Origin of the sequence: Mycobacterium sp. SMC-21 (assembly GCF_045310825.1) — a bacterium.
Taxonomy (GTDB): domain Bacteria; phylum Actinomycetota; class Actinomycetes; order Mycobacteriales; family Mycobacteriaceae; genus Mycobacterium.
On the sequence record NZ_JBJIAO010000005.1, the window covers coordinates 69473 to 87943 of the forward strand.

The following is an 18471-nucleotide window of genomic DNA, read 5'->3' on the forward strand; positions in this document are numbered from 1 at the left end:
TGGAACCGACATCCAAACTGATATGTTGTACTCAGAGTCTAAACTGTGAGTTCTAGACCTGTCGGAAGGGATCACCATGAGCAGCGTCACCGCAGACGTCGTTGTGGTCGGCTACGGAGCCGCGGGCCTGTGCGCTGCGCTCGAAGCGCGGGCTCAGGGAGCGGACGTCCTCGCCATCGATCGTTTCAACGGGGGCGGCGCCACGCAGGTGTCCGGCGGGATCATCTACGCAGGCGGTGGCACGTGGGTCCAGCAACAGGCCGGCATCGATGACACTGCCGATGCGATGTACGAATACCTCCACGCCGAAGTCGGCGACTCGGTGCGGCCGGAAACACTGCGGCGGTTCGTCGACGGTAGCCCCGCGATGATCGACTGGCTCACCGCACACGGCGTGCCGTTCGAGGCCTCGGTATGTCCCTACAAGACGTCCTACCCCAACAACAAGTACTACCTCTACTACTCGGGTAGCGAGAACTCCGGGCACTTTCGTGCGCTCACGCCGCCGGTGCAGCGCGGCCACCGGGCCAAGGGTGCAGGCGCGTCGGGCAAAAAGATCTATCAGCCGCTGGCGGCGTCAGCGCGTCGGGCGGGCGTGCGCACGATGTTCCACACGCGAGCCGAGTCACTTCTGACCGATGCCGCGGGCCGGGTCGTGGGGGTCCGGACCAGCACCCTGGCGCAGGCTCCGGCGTGGGTGCAGCGTCGCTACGCGACATACGCCGCGCTGTCCGTGAAACCCGGTATCTATTACCCGCCGCTGCGCGCGGCGATGGACCGGCGGCTGGCCGCCCTCGAACGTCGCTACGCCCGAACGGTCGACGTATATGCGCGTAAAGGGGTAATCCTCTGCGCCGGTGGATATATCGCCAATCGCGAGTTGATCCAGCAGTACGCTCCGGACTATCGCGATGGCCTGCAGCTCGGGACAAGCGCGGACGACGGCAGCGGCATGCGGTTGGCTGTCGACGTCGGTGCGGCCGTGGATCGGCTGGACAACGTATCAGCGTGGCGGTTCATCACGCCGCCCAGTGCGATGCTCGGCGGCCTTGTCGTCGACGAACACGGACAGCGCTTCATCGACGAAACCCGTTACGGCGCAGCCATCGGCAACGCGATGGTGCAAGGCCACAATGGGCGGGGCTGGATCCTGGCCGACCGGACGCTGCTCGAGCAGGCGCGCGAACAGCTTCCGCAGCAGGCGATCTGGTTCCAGCGCCTGCAGATGGAGGCGATGCTGCGGACCGATCGCGTGGAGGCGGCCACCATCGAAGCTGTCGCCGCCAAGGCGGGCGTCGACCCGGTTGGACTGTGCCGGACAGTCGCTGAGCACAACGAGGCCGCGGCAGCGGGGCGCCCGGACCCGATGGGCAAGCCGGCCGAATACGTGCACCCCATCGAACAGGGTCCGTACTCGCTGATCGCGATCTCGATCAAGCGCAGCCTGATCAATCCGTGCCCGATGTTCACCCTCGGCGGCCTCGTTGTCGACGAAGAGACCGGCGCCGTGAAAACCCAAGAGGGACAGCCGATCGAGGGCCTGTTCGCCGCAGGGCGTACGGCCGTGGGAATCTGTGCCAACTCCTATGTCAGCGGACTCTCGCTGGCCGACTGCGTCTACTCCGGACGGCGTGCAGGCCTGCACGCCGTCCAACTCCCGTCGGTCAGCGCTCGCTGAACGACAGTTCGTCCTCGTCGAACTTCTGCGCAGGGCGCGGCCACTCGGCGGGAACGGGCCGCTGGCGGACGATCTGCGGCCACCAGAACCACTTGCCGAGCAGCGCGGCGATCGACGGCGTCATGAACGATCGCACCACCAACGTGTCGAACAGCAGGCCCAGGCCGATGGTCGTACCGATCTGCCCGAGGATCACGAGTGGACTGAAGATGAACGCTGCCATGGTCGCCGAGAACACCAGACCGGCCGCGGTGACGACGCTGCCGGTGCCGCCCATCGACCGGATGATGCCGGTGTTCAGGCCCGCGTGCATCTCCTCCTTGAACCGGGACACCAACAACAGGTTGTAGTCGGCGCCCACCGCGAGCAGCAGGATGATGGCCAGCGGCACCACGACCCAGTACAGATGGATGCCGAAGATATACTGCCACACCAGAACTGACAAGCCGATCGACGCGCCCAACGACAGCACGACGGTACCGACGATGACGGCCGCGGCCACGATGCTGCGGGTCACGATCACCATGATCAGGAGGATGAGCGCGACTGCCGCCAGCGCGGAGATCAAGAGGTCGTATTTGGTGCCCTCTTGAATGTCCTTGTTGGTGGAGCCGATGCCGGCGACGTAGATCTTGGCGTCCGACATCGGCGTCGCCTTGAGCGCATCAAACACCGCTTCCTTCATGGCATTGATGTGCGGGATGGCCTCGGGGTTGGCCGGGTTGCCCTGGTGCGTCACGATCATTCGCGCCGCTTTGCCGTCCGGGGAAAGGAACAGCTTGAGGCCACGCTTGAAGTCGGCGTTGTCGAAGGCCTCGGGCGGTAGGTAGAACGTGTCGTCGTTCTTGGCGTCGTCGAACGCCTTGCCCATGGCGGTGGCATTCCGCAGTGCCTCGTCGCTTTGGGCGTTGGTGCCACCGTTGGTCGCATAGTTCGACAGGGTCAGTTCACGGTTGCGTTCCTGAATGGCGATCTGCGGCGGGATCAGAGCCACCAGTTGTGGCTGCAGAGCATCCAACCGGTCGAGGCTGGCCGTGATGGTGCCGAACTTGTCGGAGAGATCAGCGATCCCGTCCAAGGAGTCGAACACCGACCGCAGGGCCGCGCACATCGGGATGTCGAAGCAGTGCGGTTCCCAGTAGAAGTAGTTGCGCAGGGGGCGGAACTGGTCGTCGAAATCGGCGAGCTTGTTCCGCAGGTCGTTGACCGTCTCGACGGTGTCGTGGAATGCCTCGACCTGGTCGTGGGTCGCCGCGGCGCTCTGCTTCTGCAGCGCGAGTTGTTGCTTGAGCACGCTGATCGTGTTGTCGATCTCGCCCGCCTGCTTGAGCAGATCGTTGGCCCGGTCCTTCTGATAGCCGAGGTTCATGATCTGGCTCGCGCTCGTTGCGCTGATCTGGAACGGGATGGAGCTGTGGGTGATCGGCGTGCCGAGCGGGCGCGTAATCGACTGCACCAGAGCGATTCCCGGCGTGTGCAGCACAGACTTGGCGGCCCGCTCGAGGATCAGCATGTCCGCCGGGTTCCGCATGTCGTGATCGGTTTCGATCATCAGCAGTTCGGGGTTGATGCGCGCCTCGGTGAAGTGCCTTTCGGCGGCTTCCATGCCGACGACGCCGGGTGCGCTGGCAGGAATGTACGGGCGGTTGTCGTAACTCACTTCGAAGCCGGGTAGCGCGAACACGCCGATGAGCGCGATCGCGCCGGTCACCACGAGGATCGGTCCGGGCCAGCGCACGATGGCGGTGCCGATCTTGCGCCAGCCCCGTGCCCGTTGGGCGACCTTGGGCTCCAGGAGTCCGAACCGGGTGGCGATCAACAACACCGCCGGCCCCAACGTCAGCGCAGCGGCCAACGTCACGAGGACGCCGAGCGCGGCGGGAATGCCGAGCGTCTGGAAGTAGGGGAGCCGGGCGAAGCTCATGCAGGCAACGGCGCCGGCGATGGTCAATCCTGAGCCCACCATCACGTGCACCGTGCCATGCCACATGTCGTGGTAGGCCGAAATCCGGTCCATGCCCTTGCCGCGTGCCTCCTGGTAGCGGCCGACGACGAAGATCGCGTAGTCGGTGCCTGCCGCGATGGCGAGGAGGGTCAAGAGGTTCGTCGCATAGGTGGACAGCCCGATGACGCCGGCGTGCGCGAGGACCGCCACAACGCCGCGGGCAGCCGCCAGTTCGACGGCGACGGTCAGCAGGACGATCACCATCGAAACCAGTGAGCGGTAGACGAACAGCAGCATGATGCCGATGACCAGGAAGGTGACACCGGTGACCTCGTTGGTGCCCGCACTGCCGACTTCGAAGTTGTCGGTCACCAGCGGCGAAGCTCCGGTGATGTATGCCCGGATCCCGGGCGGAGGCGGATCTGCGGCGACGATCTTGCGGACGGCGTCGACGGAGATGTTCGACATCGCCTCGCCCTGATTACCGCGCAGATACAGCTGCGTCAGGGCCGCCTTGCCATCCTTGCTCTGGGAGCCGCCGGCGGTGAGCGGGTCACCCCAGAAGTCCTGCACATGCTCGACGTGCTCTTTGTCGGCTTGGAGCCGCTTCACCAAGCCGTCGTAGTAGTTGTGGGCTTCCGGACCGAGCGGCTTGTCGCCCTCGATCACGAGCATTGCCGCACTGTCGGAATCGAATTCGTGGAAGACCTCGCCGATGTGCCGCATCGCGAGAATGCCCGGCGCGTCCGCCGCGTTCTGCCCGACGGAACGCTCCCAGCCGACCACTTCGAGCTGCGGCGAGATGGTATTGGAAACGCCGGCGATCGCGATCCAGATCAACAGGATCGGCAGCGAGAGCTTCCGGATGAGCCGTGCGGCAAGCGAACTCTCCACGGCGGCGTCGACGCGATGCTCGCTCATGCCGTCTTGTCCAAGCAGGCGATGTAACCGTTCACGTGGTTCGAGGACCTTTCGTCCTTGACGATGCCGTTGACGGTGATGCGGCACCCGATGGTGCTGCCATCACCCTGTGCGCGAAGGTCGGCGTACATCGTCGGGTCATCGGTGGTCAGGGCCTGCGACCATGGCAGCGTGACGTTTTCCACCCGCTGAGGCTGCGCGTTGATGTCCAGAAAATTGATGGTGGCCACGGATCCGGGCGAGCCGAATACCTCGAACAGCACCTGTTTGGGGTTGTAGCCGGTGTTTTCCAGGGCTTCTGAGCCTGGTCGCGATATCTCGTTGTCTGAGCCGAAGATGCCGCGTAAGCGGTCGACACTGAATGCGACCAGAACGACGACCACGATCGCCACGAGCGCGATCCAATGCCGGCGCGCCAACTTGCTCACCGAAAACTTGCTCAAGCCACAGCCTTTCGACGCCCCCGAAGACGAACAGCCGCAGCAACCTCGTCAAATCGTCCCGTGAAACAGAACGGTACGGTACCGTACGTGCGATCGCAACCGGATTGACATATGAGCAAAAGCCTGCGCACATTGCCGCAACGAAGTGCAACGCCACGGTGTAACTCTGGTATTCCATCTTGGGTGAGTGCGGCAGAAAGGGGCATGGCGATGTCAGAGGACATGCCCGAGAGCCTTGGCTGCCCATGGAGTGAGCGGGAAGCCGAACTGCTGGCCATCACACTCGAACTGTTACGGGAGCACGGCTACGACCGGTTGAGTGTGGAAGCCGTGGCGACCAAGGCCAAAGCGAGCAAGGCGACGATGTACCGGCGCTGGCCGTCGAAGGCCGATCTGGTGCTGGCCGCGTTCATCGAGGGCACCCGGCAATCCGCCGTGCCACCCCGCACCGGCTCGCTGCGCGGCGACCTGCTGGAGATCGGGCGCGCCACCTGCGAACAGGCGCATGAACACACCCCGACCATGCGGGCGGTGCTGAACGAGTTGTCACACAGCCCCGGTCTGCAGGCGGTGATGCAGGAGAAGTTCGTCCTGCAGCGCAAATTGGTGCTGGACGGAGTTCTCGCCGATGCCGTCGAACGCGGCGAGATCGACGCCGCGGCGATCAATGAGGAGATATTCGATCTGCTGCCGGGATACCTGGTGTTCCGGGCGCTGGTCTCCGATCGACCGCCGACCGAGGACACCGTACGGATCCTGGTCGACGACGTGTTGCTGCCCAGCCTCACCGGCCGCCGGTCGATGAGCTGACGCGGTCGGCGATCCACACGCCGAGGGCGGCCAGCGCGAATCCGGCGCCCACCAGGGTGGTGCCGGTCCACCCGGCATGCGCGTAGGCGACGGTGGCGGCGATGGCTCCGAGACCGGTGCCGACCGAGTAGTAGACCATGTAACCGCCGATGAGGCTCGTGGTCGCTGTGGGATCGGACTCGACGATGATGTGCTGGTTGATGACGTGTAATGCCTCGCCCGCGAAATCCAGTGCGACCAAGCCGATTCCGAGTAGCAGTAACGAGGTCGGCGCCTGAGCGACGGCGAGCCACGAAGCCAGGAAGACGACGAGCATGCCACCGGTGGCGAGTTGCGCGTGACCTGCGTCGGCCCAGCGGCCTGCGCCCGAGGCGCCGAGCGCCCCGGCCGCGCCGACGATGCCGAACAGTCCGATCTGCGTCGCGGTCAGCTGCCACGGCTCCGCGGCCAGAGGGAGCGCCATTGATCCCCAGGCAGCGCCGAAGCCGGCGAACATCAAACCCCCGATGAGGCTTCGTACGCGAAATGCGTTGTCATGTCTGGTGAGAGTGATGACGGAAGTGATTGCATGGCGGTAGGGCACAGCGACTTTCTCGATGTCGTCGCGGGGGAGCGTCGCGGCCAATCATCCGCTGACCGCAACCATGACAAGTGCGGCCACGACGAAGACCGCGCGCCAGCCCCAGAGTCCGGCAATCGATCCGGAAACTGTACGGGCCAAAAGGATTCCGAGAACGACTCCAGTGGTGACGACGCCGACGGTGCGGCCGCGCCGGTCCGGCCGGCTGGTTGCCGCGGCGAACGCGGTGATCACCTGAACCACCGTCGACGCCGCGCCGAAAAGTGCGCAACAGGCCAGGAAGGTCCACGCCGACGGCGCGATGGCGGCCCCGAGCAGTCCCAGCGCGGTCACGGCCAGTTGCACGAGGATGATCCGGCGTCGGTCGAGGCGATCACCCAGCGGCACCACGAGGATCAGCCCGACCAGATATCCGCCCTGCGTCGCCGTTGTCACCCAGCCCAACTGGGCCGTTGACATGCGCAACTGAACGCCGAGATCGTCCAGGAGTGGTTGCGCGTAATAGACATTGGCCACTGCCGCGCCGCTGACGAAGGCAAGGAGTAGGGCCATCCGCGGGCTGATTGTCGGCATCTGCCGGGTATCGGGTTGGGTCGTGCACGACATTCGATGGGCCATCCCTCTGGAGCATCCGACAAAGTGGTACTAGATTGCAACCAGACCATAAGCAGTCTGGTTGCAAATTGCAACCAGAACTACACGAGGGGTGTCATGAACAGTCGGTTGGCTCGATCGACATGTCCGGTATCGCGCGCCGTCGACATCGTCGGGGACAAGTGGACGTTGATGATCCTTCGCGACGCGTTCGAGGGATTGTCGCGGTTCTCGCAGTTCCAACGCAGCCTCGGCATTGCCAAGAACATCTTGTCGGGCCGGCTGCAGCATCTCGTCGAAACCGGCGTGATGGAGTCGCGTCCCGGCGCCGGCGGTTCGTCCTATCGCGAGTATGTACTAACCCCCAAGGGGGAGAAGCTGTTTCACCTCATGGTCGCACTGCGGGAATGGGGTGTCGACAATGCGTTCTCCGGCGATGAGCCGCGCACGTCGTATGTCGACTCTCGTACCGGCGTGCCGTTACCGAGATTGCAGTACCAATCGCCCGACGGCGACGAGATCAAGCCCGAGCACACCCGGCCCGTGCGTCCCGACGGCTGGGTCTCCCCATGAGACGAATCCTGTTGTTGAAGCATCGGACTCGGCCCGGGTCCCAATAGTTCTTCGCGCTGATCGGATGTCAGCGTCATGAGTGCCGTGGTGAGCTCGCGGACGGTCTTGTCGTGGGCGAGTTCGAGCCAGGCCAGTTCCGCGTCGATCATCCGCGCATAGCTGGTATCGGGATCGAAGTACGCGACTTCTACGCCGAAGAACTCGGCCAACATCTCCGCCGTGCGCGGGGATGGGTACTTCCGGGTGCCCGAACGGAGTTGCGACAGGTAGGGCGCCGACAACTGGTACCCGCGCCGGGCGAGGGCTCCGGTCACCTCGAAGCTGCGATACGGCCCCCGCCCGGGCGGCCAGACGGCGGCGAACAGTCGGTTGAGTCGTTCGGCGAAAGTGGCTGCGCCCACCGAATATTGGCGACTTGTCTTGTTGACCATCGGATTCCCCCTTGAATCAAGCTGCAGTGCACTGACTTACGTTCACTCAGTCGATGACCGCCCGGGGGTGCGGCGTCTGGGCCAGACGCCACAGGGTGAGGTTCGGGCGCGCGCCCGTCGCACGAACGTTAGCTCACTTTCCTGTGAATGCAACGACAGCTAATGTTTGCGAAGAGTTGACGCTTCGGTAGGTTCATGGAATTCTCGTGACATCAGTTGAGTGCCAGTAAAGCCGGGGGGCTTGGGGCCGGTCTTCTCAAGGGGGATGCAGTGATTCGTGTTCTGCCGCGGGTACCGCGGAGTGTCGTGTCGGCCGGGGTGCTGCTCACATAGCCGTAACTGCCGTTGTGAGGGTTCGTCGTCTGGTGGTTGCTGGTGCGCCGCCACCGAGCAACCGGGTCAAGAGTGTGCCGGTGGTGCAGGCCAACGGAGACGCCGTGCACGATATGGGGACTTGAATGAATTCTGTTGGACGGCAAGGCTGCTCACAGGACGATTGCGCAGGATGGGCTGAAGAGGCCGCCGACGTCCCGGCGGCGTTGATTGGCTCGCAGCTGTCGAGGCGGCCACGTCCCGCGTCGCGCAACGGTGCGTACATCCCAGGCATGATCTGTCAGCCACATCGTTCCGTTCGGGTGGCGTATTGGTGGGCCAACGCTCTCCAGGCGCAGGGTTGGCGCTTGCGCGCGCTGGGAGAGCAGCTCGCCGGTGGCGGGTTCATCGCTGAGATCGAGGTGACGGACGGGGAGTCGGTGTGGGTCGTCTTTCCTCGGAACATGCCCGACGACGGCACCGAAGCGTCAGCTCTGGCAAACTTTCTGCAGCGACTGACCTTTGACCAGCGGAACTACCTGCGCAGGCTTCTCGCCGACATGCGGGGAATTGATGTGGTGCGTTCGGCGTCGCATGACGGTCGGTGAGCCCCTTCGCGATTCTCGGTGTGATGGCGATCAAGGAATCGATGTGTTGTGGGGGATTTGTGGTGTTGACACCGAGAGTGAAAGACGAGCTCGCCAGTACCGTCGTGCACCTGCCTGATCCGCCCCGGCGTGTTCGGAGGCTCTGTTATGTGAGTGCCTCCTCGGTTTGAGGGTGCTGGAGGCGATGGTAGTAGAGCGCTTCGGCCCGGTCCGGTGTCAGGTCCTGGCAGTAGCCGTTGGGCCGCTGACGGTTGTAGAACGCGACCCATTCGGCCGTTGCCAGGGACAGCTCGGTAGCTCCCGGATACAGCGGCTGGTTGTCGATGAGCTCGGTCTTGTAACTGCTGTTCACTGATTCGGCCAGGGCATTATCGAAGCTGTCACCGACGGTCCCGATCGACGGCAAGATCCCTTCGGCAGCAAGGTGTTCAGTGAACGCGACCGCCGTATATTGTGAGCCCGCATCGCTATGATGGACGAGATCTGCCAAAGTTGTTGCACCAGAACGCTTCCGGGTATCAATAGCGTGATTTATCGCGTCGGTGACCAGCTTCTGAGTCATCTCGGTGGCCACCTTCCAGCCCACGATCTTGCGGGCGTAGACGTCAGTGACGAACGCCGTGTAGGCCCAGCCGGCACGGGTACGGCAATAGGTGAAATCGGCCACCCACAACCGGTCCGGCGCCGCGGCGACGAAACACCGCTGCACCCGATCCGGAGCCCGCATCGCAGCCGGGTCAGCAACGGTGGTTAGCACCCGGCGCCGCTTGCACGCCCCGCGCCACCCCATTTCCCGCATCACTCGCTCCACCACGCACCGAGAAACATCAATTCCGTTGGTGCGCAGTACAATCCATGTCTTGCGCGCGCCCAGTACCTTAAACAATGCCGATGACTTACGTAGCCGCCAGATCGCGTCGATGATCTGCGCGTCCGCCAGATCGGCCGTTGACGGGCCGTCACCGACTCGATGTGCGTAATACGTCGACGGGGCGATAGCAATGCCGTACTCGGTAAGCACGGCACACATCGACTCGACACCCCACTTGAGACCATCAGCGCCCACCCGGTGACCCAGGTGGGCGCTGATGAACTCCACGACTACTGATGTGGCCGGTCCAGTTCGGCCGCGAAGAAAGCCGACGCCGCCTTCAAGATCGCGTTGGCTCGCTTGAGTTCGGCGTTCTCTCGGCGCAGCTTGCGCACCGTCTCGGATTCCTCTGTGGTCTGTCCGGCCCGCGCACCGCCGTCGATCTCGGCCTGACGCACCCACTTGCGCACGGTCTCGGCGCTACCGACACCCAGCAGATCAGCGACCCGACCCATGGCCTCCCACTCCGAGACCGAATCACTGCGCAGATCGGCCACCATCTGCACAGCCCGCGCCTTCAATTCCTCCGGATACCGCCGTCTCGACGTCCCTGCAGCCATGGACCCATCCTTCCCAAAAGAAGAACTCTCCAGACACGCCGGGGTGGATCAGCCCAGTGCGCGCAAGGCCGAAGTGACTGCGCTGCTGCAGTTCGCGGGCGGACTTCGGGTGGCCAACGGGCGCGTCGTGATCGACGCTGACGTGGACCGCGAATCCGTCGCCAGCCGAGTTTGCCGGGACCTCAAAGATTTGTGCGGGTCCGCGCCCGAGGTACGCGTATTGCCGAGCGTCGGTTCGCGTCGTCGCTACTTGGTGCACGTCGCTCACCAGGCGGAGGACGTCGCCCGATGGACCGGACTCATCGACCGCTGGGGGCGGCCGGTCCGGGGGATGCCCGCGCAGATCGTGGGCGGCAGCAGGGCCGATGCCGAAGCCGTTTGGCGTGGCGCGTTTCTCGCCCGGGGATCGCTGGCTCTGGCCGGTCGCGCACGGGGCCTGGATGTGGAATGCCCTGGTATGGAAGCCGCCTTGGCGCTGACGGGGGCCGCGCGACGCCTCGGCGTCCACGTGAAAGCGCGACAGCTGCGTGGGGCCGACCGGGTCACGGTTCGTGACCCCGACACCATCTCCTCGCTGCTGAATCTCATTGGCGCCAAACAGACTCATGAGGTCTGGCAGTCGTACCGCGATCGTGGCGGCACCGCCACGGCCGGCGCGGCACTGGTGGACTCCAATCAACGCCGCGCGCAGCAGTCGGCGATGACGACTGCCATCCGGGCGCAACGAGCGCTGGAAATCCTCGGCGACAAGGCGCCCGACCATTTCATCGAGATCGCACGCTTGCGCGTCCAGCACCCTGACCTGTCGTTGGAGGATCTGGGTCGGCTCGCCGAGCCGCCGTTGACGAAGCACGCCGCCGCGGGTCGTCTCCGGCGGGTGCTGGGAATGGCCGACCGCGAAGCCCAGCGAGCCGGAATCGCCGACACCAGTGCGGACGTCACCCCAGTGGGTCACCCTCCACAACATCCGTGATGGTGACGTCGATCGGGCCGGCCGGACTGCTGCCGTCCTGGTCGAGGTCGTCGAGGATGGTTCGGATCGTGTCGAGCACCAGCCGGCGGATGTCGTCGCCGAGGTCGCGCAGTTGGGTTCCGTAGCTTCCGGTGACGTCGATGTCGATGGCACGCAGTACGGCGCCGTCCAGGGTGAAAGCGATGCGGGTCGGCTGGCAGACGAAGCTGCGACGCAACTCCCGGGCCAGCAGGCTGCGCAGAGCGTGGTCGGTGATGTACACGACGCCGGCGCCGGCATCCCGCGACGCGCGGATGGGCCAACCCACCCGGCTCGCTGCATGCACCGCCGCGCGCACCCTGTCGCTGATGGCGTCCCAGCCGGGTTCGGGCACAGTTCTCAGGTATGAAGCTGCGCTGTGCAGGAAGGGATCAGGCTCTGTCACTGCCACCTCCTCAACAGAACTCGCAAAGTCTTCACAGCCCGGTGGTGGTGACCGCGCACCGCGTCGGGGCTGATGTGGAGCACCTCGCCGATCTCGGGGAACGTCATCTGCTCGACCTCCCGCATCATCCACACCGCGCGCTGGCGCACCGGCAGTTCGCCCAGCGCCAGCTCGAGGGCGTCCAGGAAGGCGGCATTGGATGCCGCGGTGAAGGGATCCGCGGAAGTGTCAGGTCCCGCCAGTGGTTCCAGTACCCAATCTTCAACTGGCCGTGCGCGTTTGAGCCGGTGCGTGTCGGCGATCTTCCGGTAGCAGATCGCGAACAGCCACGTTCGCAGTGATGAGCTTCCGCGGAAGGAGCCGATCTGCTGCCACGCGGCAACGAAGGTGTCCTGCACGACGTCCGGCACGTCGGCCTCGTAGGCGAGCATTCGCCGCGCGTACCGGTAGAGCACCGGGCCGTAGCGGTTGACGATGATGTCGAACGCTTCGCGATCACCGACCACCGCCGAGGCCCGTAAGGCCTCGTCGTCAGCGTCGCGTAGGTCGCCACCGGTTGGCGCTGTCACCACACTCCGCTCTCAGTACGCTCCACCGCTCCTGAAATATAGGCCTTCGTACCAGAATTGAATGCCCTCCGGGCTGTCTGAGACAAGTTCGGCTGAGTAGATTTGCGATGTGTCCTGAATCACTCAAATGGGACGTTCGGTTCGAGTTCTGAGTAACGACTACCCATGTAACGACGTCGAAAGGGGAGCGGTGATGACCAGCGCACAGGCCGACACGGAGCCGTCCGGCAAAGAAGTCAGCCCTTACCAGGGTTCACCGTTGGTGAGCTCGCAGGGCAAGACGACCATCGCGGGCGTGGTGGTCTCCAAGATCGCCGGGATCGCGGCCCGCGAGGTCAGCGGCGTGTATGACCTGGGCGGCGGGGCGTCGCGGATGGTCGGTGCGCTCCGCGAGCGGATCCCCGGCGCCAGCGTCAACCAGAGCCAGGGCGTATCGGTCGAGATCGGTGAGAAGCAGGCAGCTGTCGACATCGACATCGTTGCCGAGTACGGCGTGGCAATCGCCGACCTGGCAGCGGGCATCCGGCGAAACGTCATCGCCGCGGTCGAACGCATGACGGGCCTCGAGGTCACGGAAGTCAACATCACCGTCCACGACGTGCATCTGGACGGTGACAGCGGTGACGACGCCGACGCCGCTCCCGCCCGTGTCCAGTGATGCCCCGGCGGGGGATGGAGTTCTCGAGGACGCCGAACGCATTGCCGCTGCGGTGACTGCCGTCGAGGGCGTGGCCGGTTTGCATGCCGGCATGTTCGGCGAGGTGGCGACCTACCTGCCGGGGCGCCGGGTATCGGGCGTCCGGATCGCGGCGGACCGGGTCGACGTACACGTGAGTCTGGTGCTCGGTGTGCCGGTGCGGCCCACCGCGACCGCAATTCAGCGCGCCGTCGCCGAGCTGATCCAACTACCGGTCGACGTCACGATCGAAGATCTCGTGCCGGTGACACCAACGTCTGGTCGAGGGTTGCTGTAGACCGCCGTGGTGTGGCGGCGCGACGAGGGGCGCGCCGCCCCACCACGGGCTACGAACTCTCAAGTGCCACTACAACTTCGTAACGCGGAAGGTTCACATCATGACCTCATCGACGCTGGGTCTGGTTGCCGGTCTGCTACTCGGCATCGCTGCGGCCGCCGGCGGCCTCGGCGGGTTTCTCATCGCGTTGCTTCTCGGCGCGGCGGGCTACCTGATCGGCGCACACCGCGACGGCGAACTCGATCTGTCCGCCCTGTTGCAGAGGCGCAACCGTGACTGAGCCAGAGGTTGCCGAAACCGTTGCGCCGCAGGCTGACTCCGAGGACGACGGTGCCACGCGCGGCACCCTGACCGTCCGCGAGAAGGTCGCGCAGCGGCTGGCCGTCCGCGCCGCGCTCGACACTCCCGACGTGCTGCCGTTCCCGGAAGGACGCGCCAAAATCCCGGGCCGGTCTCTGCCGCAAGCGCAGCTGACGGTCACCGGCGACCGCGTCACCGCCCATCTCAAGGTCACCGTGGCGTGGCCGGCACCGGCGGTGGACGTCGGGCGTGCGGTACAGCGCAATGTCGTGCAGACCTTGTCGAGCATGGGTGGGCTGCAGGTCGACCGTGTCGACGTCACCGTCGAGCAACTGAGCACCGTCACCAAGGACACGAAGAGGACCCGCTGATGACTGCCGACAACCTCGTACTTCCCGCACCCGGCCGGTCTCCGGCTGCCGCGGCCACCGCCCGCTACGTTGCGGTGGCGCTGGCACTGGTCGTCATGTTCGTCGGCGTCGTGTCCCTGCGAGAAGCAGGTGTCGTGTTGGGCTGGATCGGCGGGACGCCGTGGATCGGCACGGCCATCGCAGCCCTCAACGGCCTGCGGAGTCAGTGGTGGATGGTGCCCGCCGGCGTCGGCACACTGCTGCTCGGCCTCTGGCTGGTGTTCGTGGCGCTGCGGCCCCGACGCAAGACCGTCGTCGCCGTCGACGCGGCGGGATCGGTGTGGATGCAGCCGCGCGACGTGGCCCGGCTGGCATCCCATGCGGCATCGTGCGTACCGGGCGTGGAGGTGCTGAACTCGGCGGCCACTCGTCGCAAGGTCACCATGTATGTCGGAATCACCGGTATCGAGTCCGACACCGCAGCGAAGGGCGCGGTCGCCGCGGCCGTCGGCAGCGCGACCGAGATCCTAATCCCCACACCGAGAATCGTCGTGCGCATCGGCACGAGCGGGGCTGCATGAGCCTGCTGCCGACCGATCTCGTGGATCGCGCGGCGACACTGGTCGCCGGGATCGTCGTGGCATCCCTGGGTGCCGCGGCGGCGCTGTGGCCGACGCATGTCGTGCATGCGGCTCCAGAGCAGATCAGTACGGGGCCGGTCGTGCGGGCCACCGCATCGACGTGGTGGCCGTGGGAACTGGCCGGTGCGGGCGCGCTGCTGTTGATACTCGGGCTGATCTGGCTCATCGCGCATGTGCCGGTCCGCAAGACGCAGGTCCTACGCGTTCCCGGTACGACCGACCCGGGATTCATCACCGTGAACCTCGATGGCGTCGCCGGGGCGGCCGCCGCCGCGCTGGCGCAGGATTCGAATGTGCAGTCCGCCAAGGGCAAGACGATCGTCGACAGAGGCACCCCGACCGTGGAATTGACCGTCACCACGGCACACCCGGCGGGCCTTTCCGATGTCATCTCCGCGATCGACACCACCCTTGCCGACATCGCCCGGGTCACCGGGGGCACCGGCAAGACCGTGGCGGCACGCGCGGTCCTGCAGATCGCCAAAACCAAACGCTCCGGGTGATTCCGCCGGCCGGCGGCTGGTCCCTTCGCTGCCTATTTCAGCAAACTTGGACAGCGTCGACGTAGTTTTGCCACCGGAAGCTGTCACCGTCCCGGCCGGCATACAGTGGGCCGTGCGCGGGGAAGTGGGCCGTCACAATGCCGATGCCCTCGTTCGCGCTGCGTTCGAGGATGGCGCGGCGCGTGTCGATCGCCTGCTGCGGGTTGTGGTCGGCAAAAAACTCCAGGTCGGGATACAGCGCCTGCACGGGGTGGTGGAGTGCGTCGCCGACGATGAGTAAACCGCCTCCGGGACTGGCGATCTCGACTGCGAGATGTCCGGGCGTGTGTCCGGCGGCCTCGGCCGCTCGGATCTGTGTGGCCCCGTTCGAATGAATGACGTCACCCGGGCTGACGCCGCGGTGTGCGCCACTGTCCAGTATGGGCAACACGCTGTCCTGGTAGACCCAGCCCGCGTCGCTCCGCCATTGCCCGGCACGTGCCGACTTCCATTGTGCTTCAATATATTCGAGCTCGGCGCCGTGGAACCCGTAGGTGGCATTCGGGAAGGTCGGCACCCATACGCCGTCGACCAGTCGGGTGTTCCATCCGCAGTGATCCAGGTGTAGGTGGGTATTGATGACGATGTCGACATCGGCCGGTTCGAACCCTGCACGCGAAAGCCGGTTCAGATAGTCGGTGTCGAGCATATGAAGATCCGCGAAGTACGGACGGTTCTTGTGATTGCCGGAGCAGGTGTCGATGACGATCACGACGCCGTCGATCTCGATCACGTAGTTGTGTATCGCGAACAGCATCGTGCCGGCGTCATCGGTGATGGCCGACGGCGCGAACAGTTTCCGCGCAGCATCCAGCTGAGAGTCGTTGATGGCGGGATACCAGTGCCGAGGCGGGATCGGCCAGACATCCAACTCCGTGAGCTGCGTGACGGTCGCGTTCCCGGCGCAAAACGTGTGCACGGAGGTGGCCAACGCTGTTGACCCCCTATCTATTCCGGCGACGTCAAACGTGGGAAATCGATCGGGTGGCGACGTTTGGCACATCAGGCGACAGGGAATAGGTGAAGTTAGCTGATGCCGTCGGCGCGTCACTCAGTGTGAGGAATCGAGATGGTCCACGAACTGGTATTGGCCCTGCAGAGCCAGCCCGAAGCAGCCGGATTCATCCTGCGGGGCATCAAGGGAATCTTCGTCGCCATCGGCAGCGTCATCGCCGCGATCATCTGTGCGGTGATCGCCGGCACGAAGGGCCGAAGCGCCCTCGGTTGGGGGATTCTGGGGTTGTTCTTCTCGATCCTGACCCTGATCGTCGTGATCGTCATCCCGTCGAAGAAGTCTTGAGCCAACGGATATTAGGAGCAACCATGTCTGTTCGACGAATGCTTTTGCTCGCGGGGGCCATCTTGTTGTTGGCCGGCGCGATTGGTCTCTTGGTGCCCGTTTCTGCCTCGTCCAATGACGGCAAGGAGATCGGTTGCGGCAGTGCCCTCTTCCAGGATCTTGATCAAGCCCGCTCGGCGAATGCGTCGAGCATCGCGGGTGTGCCGATCCTCAATGAGATTGTGCCGCATACCGATTACGTCGCGCTGTGTGAATCTGCCCTGTCCGGCCGCCGGACCTGGGCCATCCCTATCGCGATCGTCGGGATTGTCGTCGCGGCGTCGGCTGCCGTGGTTCGGCGACGGTCCGACGCAAGCGCGACATCGGCCTGATCCCGGGGCGTCAGGTTGGGGGAGCGCACGATCAATCCGTGACGGCGTTTGGCCAGCGGGATACGGGGTATGCGCTGCCACAACACTGTCGGACCAGGGAGATGCGCCATGACCACCAACCCGAAACCGCTGTTCCGAGTTCACCTGACCTTGTGCGCCGGCGCGTTGGCGCTGGCGGTGGCCGGCCTTGCCGCGTGTGGCGACAAGGCCTCGAACGAAAAATCGACGACATCGGTCACCACGACGACGCCGTCCACCGAAACATCCACGACGACAATACTTCCCACATCGGGTGCACCGACCGTGAGTACGTCGGCGCCGGTCACAGAATCGCCCGCGCCACAGATGCCTGCGACCGAGACCGGTGGGCCGATGGTCCCGGAGCCGCCGGTCATGCCCGCACCGCCGATGGTCCCGCCGCCGGCCATTCCGTCACCACCGGCGATCCCCTCGCCGCCGCCCATTCCGTCGCCGCCGCGGATTCCAATGCCGTGACAGCAGATTCGGCTGAGTCTGATCAACCGGATCCGCGGGCGCCCACTGCCAGGAAGTTGGCTGCGGCAGCGAGGCAGATCGTCACAGCGAGGAGCGCCACGGTCAGAGTGGACGCGGTCGAGATGACGCCAACCAGCAGCGGGCCGGCGAAATCGCCCAGCAGACGGCTGATCTCGGCGACGCCCACCACCTGACCGAGCCGTTCGGGTGGATTTCTCCGGGCCAGATAGTTGAACCCGAGTGGCGCGATCACACCCGCGCCGGCACCGAGTAACACGCCCGCACACATCAGGACCACGATGGTCGGCGCCAGTGACGCCGAGGCGAAACCTAATGCCACCAACAGCAGCCCGATTCCGATCCCGGTGTGGTCGGCCAATTTTCCGGCATCGCGGAGACGGCGCACCGGAAGCTGTACGGAGGCAGCGACCGCAACCAGAGCGGACACGAGTGCCCCGGAGGCCAACACGCCCAGGCCCCGTTGGGCAGCCAGCACGGGCAGGAAACCGAGGCTGATGGACACTGCCGCCGTGCCGGCAGCGAGGGCCAGCGCAGGCCGCACACCTGATGTCTTGAACAGAGCCCGGACAAGATCCGTCGTCGACTCGCTCGCCGGGGCCGCGGTATCAATCGTCGGCACGGCCAATGCTGCCCACGCGGTCAGTGCCGCGGCAAGGACAGCGAGCAGCAGGAACAGCGCCGAATGCCCGCCAACGGCAACCAAAATGCCGCCGAGCAGGGGGCCCAGCGTGTAACCCGCCGCTTTCCAGGTGCGGTACCCGCCGAACGAGCGCCTCGTTCCGGCAACGGTCAACCGGGTCAGCACCGCGTCGGCACTCAGTCCGACGGCCGCGGCAGCTGCGCCCTGACCGAGCCGCGCCAGACCTATGCCGAACGCGTCCTCCGCGATGGTGAACGCCCCCGATGCCACTGCGGAGGCGACCAACCCGCCCAGCAGCACGCCCCGAACACCCAGAGTGGAGAACAGCGCCCGGATCAGCGGTTTGAGCAGTAGTTCGGCCGCAGGATAGAGCGCCAGCAGCAGTCCCAACGTAAGCAGCATCCCATGGCTGATCCGCAGACAGCTCGCCAGATTTGCCGCAATGCTGCTGGCGCTCGACGCAATTGCGAATCCGGCGCCATAGACGGGCAGCAGGCCCGCGCGAGGTACACCAGCCGAATCTCCGGGCAATGTACTCATCGCAG

The 18471-nt window shown here is 65.1% G+C and carries 23 protein-coding genes; 13 read left to right on the plus strand and 10 right to left on the minus strand.

Translation table 11 applies throughout. The features are described 5' to 3' along the window. Window positions 1-76: 76 nt before the first annotated feature. The gene (locus tag ACJH6H_RS07510; RefSeq protein WP_061007368.1) at window positions 77-1678 is read left to right on the plus strand and encodes an FAD-binding protein; all 1602 of its coding nucleotides are present in this window, start codon (window positions 77-79) and stop codon (window positions 1676-1678) included. Here the strand turns inward: ACJH6H_RS07510 and ACJH6H_RS07515 are convergent. Further along, a complete protein-coding gene (locus ACJH6H_RS07515) occupies window positions 1665-4544 on the minus strand; it encodes an RND family transporter (RefSeq protein WP_406774574.1) in 2880 nt (959 codons plus the stop codon). The genes ACJH6H_RS07510 and ACJH6H_RS07515 overlap by 14 nt on opposite strands. Further along, on the minus strand, window positions 4541-4987 hold the full coding sequence (locus ACJH6H_RS07520; RefSeq protein WP_406774575.1) for an MmpS family transport accessory protein: 447 nt from the start codon (window positions 4985-4987) through the stop codon (window positions 4541-4543). The genes ACJH6H_RS07515 and ACJH6H_RS07520 overlap by 4 nt, the downstream gene beginning before the upstream one ends. Window positions 4988-5191: 204 nt before the next feature. Here ACJH6H_RS07520 and ACJH6H_RS07525 point away from each other — a divergent pair, with 204 nt between their 5' ends. Then, window positions 5192-5797 (plus strand): TetR/AcrR family transcriptional regulator, encoded by a 606-nt coding sequence (locus ACJH6H_RS07525; RefSeq protein ID WP_406774576.1) that lies wholly within the window; start codon window positions 5192-5194, stop codon window positions 5795-5797. Here ACJH6H_RS07525 and ACJH6H_RS07530 read toward each other — a convergent pair. Both ACJH6H_RS07530 and ACJH6H_RS07535 read right to left on the minus strand, forming a co-directional pair. Continuing rightward, complete coding sequence (locus ACJH6H_RS07530) at window positions 5772-6260, minus strand: hypothetical protein (RefSeq protein WP_406774577.1); 489 nt, start codon at window positions 6258-6260, stop codon at window positions 5772-5774. The two genes, ACJH6H_RS07525 and ACJH6H_RS07530, sit on opposite strands and share 26 nt — an antisense overlap. A 162-nt stretch (window positions 6261-6422) precedes the next feature. Continuing rightward, on the minus strand, window positions 6423-6950 hold the full coding sequence (locus ACJH6H_RS07535) for an MFS transporter (protein ID WP_406774578.1): 528 nt from the start codon (window positions 6948-6950) through the stop codon (window positions 6423-6425). A 138-nt stretch (window positions 6951-7088) separates the two neighbouring features. Between ACJH6H_RS07535 and ACJH6H_RS07540 the strand changes: the two genes are divergently transcribed. Further along, window positions 7089-7544: a helix-turn-helix domain-containing protein gene (locus ACJH6H_RS07540; RefSeq protein WP_061007363.1), complete on the plus strand. Its 456-nt coding sequence runs from the start codon at window positions 7089-7091 to the stop codon at window positions 7542-7544. A gap of 1111 nt (window positions 7545-8655) precedes the next feature. Further along, window positions 8656-8895: a hypothetical protein gene (locus ACJH6H_RS07545; RefSeq protein WP_406774579.1), complete on the plus strand. Its 240-nt coding sequence runs from the start codon at window positions 8656-8658 to the stop codon at window positions 8893-8895. A gap of 145 nt (window positions 8896-9040) precedes the next feature. Here the strand turns inward: ACJH6H_RS07545 and ACJH6H_RS07550 are convergent. Next, a protein-coding gene (locus tag ACJH6H_RS07550) for an IS3 family transposase (RefSeq protein ID WP_406774644.1) occupies window positions 9041-10266 on the minus strand; the annotation gives its coding sequence in 2 pieces (ribosomal slippage) (window positions 9041-10035 and window positions 10035-10266; 1227 coding nt in all). 58 nt (window positions 10267-10324) lie between these two features. Between ACJH6H_RS07550 and whiA the strand changes: the two genes are divergently transcribed. After that, window positions 10325-11299, plus strand: coding sequence for a DNA-binding protein WhiA (gene whiA / locus ACJH6H_RS07555; protein ID WP_406774580.1), 975 nt, complete (start codon window positions 10325-10327; stop codon window positions 11297-11299). Here the strand turns inward: whiA and ACJH6H_RS07560 are convergent. Next, complete coding sequence (locus tag ACJH6H_RS07560) at window positions 11265-11723, minus strand: hypothetical protein (protein ID WP_133427403.1); 459 nt, start codon at window positions 11721-11723, stop codon at window positions 11265-11267. The genes whiA and ACJH6H_RS07560 overlap by 35 nt on opposite strands. After that, a complete protein-coding gene (locus ACJH6H_RS07565; RefSeq protein ID WP_061007360.1) occupies window positions 11720-12292 on the minus strand; it encodes an RNA polymerase sigma factor in 573 nt (190 codons plus the stop codon). The genes ACJH6H_RS07560 and ACJH6H_RS07565 overlap by 4 nt, the downstream gene beginning before the upstream one ends. Before the next feature lie 193 nt (window positions 12293-12485). Here ACJH6H_RS07565 and ACJH6H_RS07570 point away from each other — a divergent pair, with 193 nt between their 5' ends. From ACJH6H_RS07570 to ACJH6H_RS07595, 6 genes are all read left to right on the plus strand, one after another. Next, complete coding sequence (locus tag ACJH6H_RS07570) at window positions 12486-12950, plus strand: Asp23/Gls24 family envelope stress response protein (protein WP_061007359.1); 465 nt, start codon at window positions 12486-12488, stop codon at window positions 12948-12950. After that, a complete protein-coding gene (locus ACJH6H_RS07575; RefSeq protein WP_061007358.1) occupies window positions 12940-13266 on the plus strand; it encodes an Asp23/Gls24 family envelope stress response protein in 327 nt (108 codons plus the stop codon). The genes ACJH6H_RS07570 and ACJH6H_RS07575 overlap by 11 nt, the downstream gene beginning before the upstream one ends. Before the next feature lie 100 nt (window positions 13267-13366). Beyond that, the gene (locus ACJH6H_RS07580; RefSeq protein WP_406774581.1) at window positions 13367-13546 is read left to right on the plus strand and encodes a hypothetical protein; all 180 of its coding nucleotides are present in this window, start codon (window positions 13367-13369) and stop codon (window positions 13544-13546) included. After that, window positions 13539-13937, plus strand: coding sequence for an Asp23/Gls24 family envelope stress response protein (locus ACJH6H_RS07585; RefSeq protein ID WP_406774582.1), 399 nt, complete (start codon window positions 13539-13541; stop codon window positions 13935-13937). The genes ACJH6H_RS07580 and ACJH6H_RS07585 overlap by 8 nt, the downstream gene beginning before the upstream one ends. Then, window positions 13937-14497, plus strand: coding sequence for a DUF6286 domain-containing protein (locus ACJH6H_RS07590; RefSeq protein WP_406774583.1), 561 nt, complete (start codon window positions 13937-13939; stop codon window positions 14495-14497). The genes ACJH6H_RS07585 and ACJH6H_RS07590 overlap by 1 nt, the downstream gene beginning before the upstream one ends. Continuing rightward, window positions 14494-15060 carry a hypothetical protein gene (locus tag ACJH6H_RS07595; RefSeq protein WP_406774584.1) on the plus strand — a complete coding sequence of 189 codons (567 nt, stop codon included), beginning with the start codon at window positions 14494-14496 and terminating at the stop codon, window positions 15058-15060. The genes ACJH6H_RS07590 and ACJH6H_RS07595 overlap by 4 nt, the downstream gene beginning before the upstream one ends. A 37-nt stretch (window positions 15061-15097) precedes the next feature. Here ACJH6H_RS07595 and ACJH6H_RS07600 read toward each other — a convergent pair whose 3' ends face one another. Then, entirely contained in the window at window positions 15098-16018 is a 921-nt protein-coding gene (locus tag ACJH6H_RS07600; protein WP_406774645.1) for an MBL fold metallo-hydrolase, read from the minus strand. 150 nt (window positions 16019-16168) lie between these two features. On the opposite strand from ACJH6H_RS07600, the gene ACJH6H_RS07605 reads away from it, so the two are divergent. Together ACJH6H_RS07605 and ACJH6H_RS07610 are read left to right on the plus strand one after the other, a co-directional pair. Beyond that, window positions 16169-16399, plus strand: coding sequence for a hypothetical protein (locus ACJH6H_RS07605; protein ID WP_061007354.1), 231 nt, complete (start codon window positions 16169-16171; stop codon window positions 16397-16399). Between the two features lie 23 nt (window positions 16400-16422). Beyond that, window positions 16423-16770: an aminopeptidase gene (locus ACJH6H_RS07610; RefSeq protein ID WP_406774585.1), complete on the plus strand. Its 348-nt coding sequence runs from the start codon at window positions 16423-16425 to the stop codon at window positions 16768-16770. A gap of 140 nt (window positions 16771-16910) precedes the next feature. Here ACJH6H_RS07610 and ACJH6H_RS07615 read toward each other — a convergent pair whose 3' ends face one another. Together ACJH6H_RS07615 and ACJH6H_RS07620 are read right to left on the minus strand one after the other, a co-directional pair. Further along, window positions 16911-17234: a hypothetical protein gene (locus ACJH6H_RS07615; RefSeq protein ID WP_406774586.1), complete on the minus strand. Its 324-nt coding sequence runs from the start codon at window positions 17232-17234 to the stop codon at window positions 16911-16913. 53 nt (window positions 17235-17287) lie between these two features. After that, entirely contained in the window at window positions 17288-18466 is a 1179-nt protein-coding gene (locus ACJH6H_RS07620; RefSeq protein WP_406774587.1) for an MFS transporter, read from the minus strand. Between the last annotated feature and the right edge of the window lie 5 nt (window positions 18467-18471).

Bases quoted from the DNA above. Each gene is read 5' to 3' on its own strand.
- ACJH6H_RS07510 (WP_061007368.1), top strand. From the start codon at position 77: ATGAGCAGCGTCACCGCAGACGTCGTTGTGGTCGGCTACGGAGCCGCG.
- ACJH6H_RS07515 (WP_406774574.1), bottom strand. From the start codon at position 4,544: ATGAGCGAGCATCGCGTCGACGCCGCCGTGGAGAGTTCGCTTGCCGCA.
- ACJH6H_RS07525 (WP_406774576.1), top strand. From the start codon at position 5,192: ATGGCGATGTCAGAGGACATGCCCGAGAGCCTTGGCTGCCCATGGAGT.
- ACJH6H_RS07530 (WP_406774577.1), bottom strand. From the start codon at position 6,260: ATGGCGCTCCCTCTGGCCGCGGAGCCGTGGCAGCTGACCGCGACGCAG.
- ACJH6H_RS07535 (WP_406774578.1), bottom strand. From the start codon at position 6,950: ATGCCGACAATCAGCCCGCGGATGGCCCTACTCCTTGCCTTCGTCAGC.
- ACJH6H_RS07540 (WP_061007363.1), top strand. From the start codon at position 7,089: ATGAACAGTCGGTTGGCTCGATCGACATGTCCGGTATCGCGCGCCGTC.
- whiA (WP_406774580.1), top strand. From the start codon at position 10,325: ATGGACCCATCCTTCCCAAAAGAAGAACTCTCCAGACACGCCGGGGTG.
- ACJH6H_RS07570 (WP_061007359.1), top strand. From the start codon at position 12,486: ATGACCAGCGCACAGGCCGACACGGAGCCGTCCGGCAAAGAAGTCAGC.
- ACJH6H_RS07580 (WP_406774581.1), top strand. From the start codon at position 13,367: ATGACCTCATCGACGCTGGGTCTGGTTGCCGGTCTGCTACTCGGCATC.
- ACJH6H_RS07590 (WP_406774583.1), top strand. From the start codon at position 13,937: ATGACTGCCGACAACCTCGTACTTCCCGCACCCGGCCGGTCTCCGGCT.
- ACJH6H_RS07595 (WP_406774584.1), top strand. From the start codon at position 14,494: ATGAGCCTGCTGCCGACCGATCTCGTGGATCGCGCGGCGACACTGGTC.
- ACJH6H_RS07605 (WP_061007354.1), top strand. From the start codon at position 16,169: ATGGTCCACGAACTGGTATTGGCCCTGCAGAGCCAGCCCGAAGCAGCC.
- ACJH6H_RS07610 (WP_406774585.1), top strand. From the start codon at position 16,423: ATGTCTGTTCGACGAATGCTTTTGCTCGCGGGGGCCATCTTGTTGTTG.
- ACJH6H_RS07615 (WP_406774586.1), bottom strand. From the start codon at position 17,234: ATGGGCGGCGGCGAGGGGATCGCCGGTGGTGACGGAATGGCCGGCGGC.
- ACJH6H_RS07620 (WP_406774587.1), bottom strand. From the start codon at position 18,466: ATGAGTACATTGCCCGGAGATTCGGCTGGTGTACCTCGCGCGGGCCTG.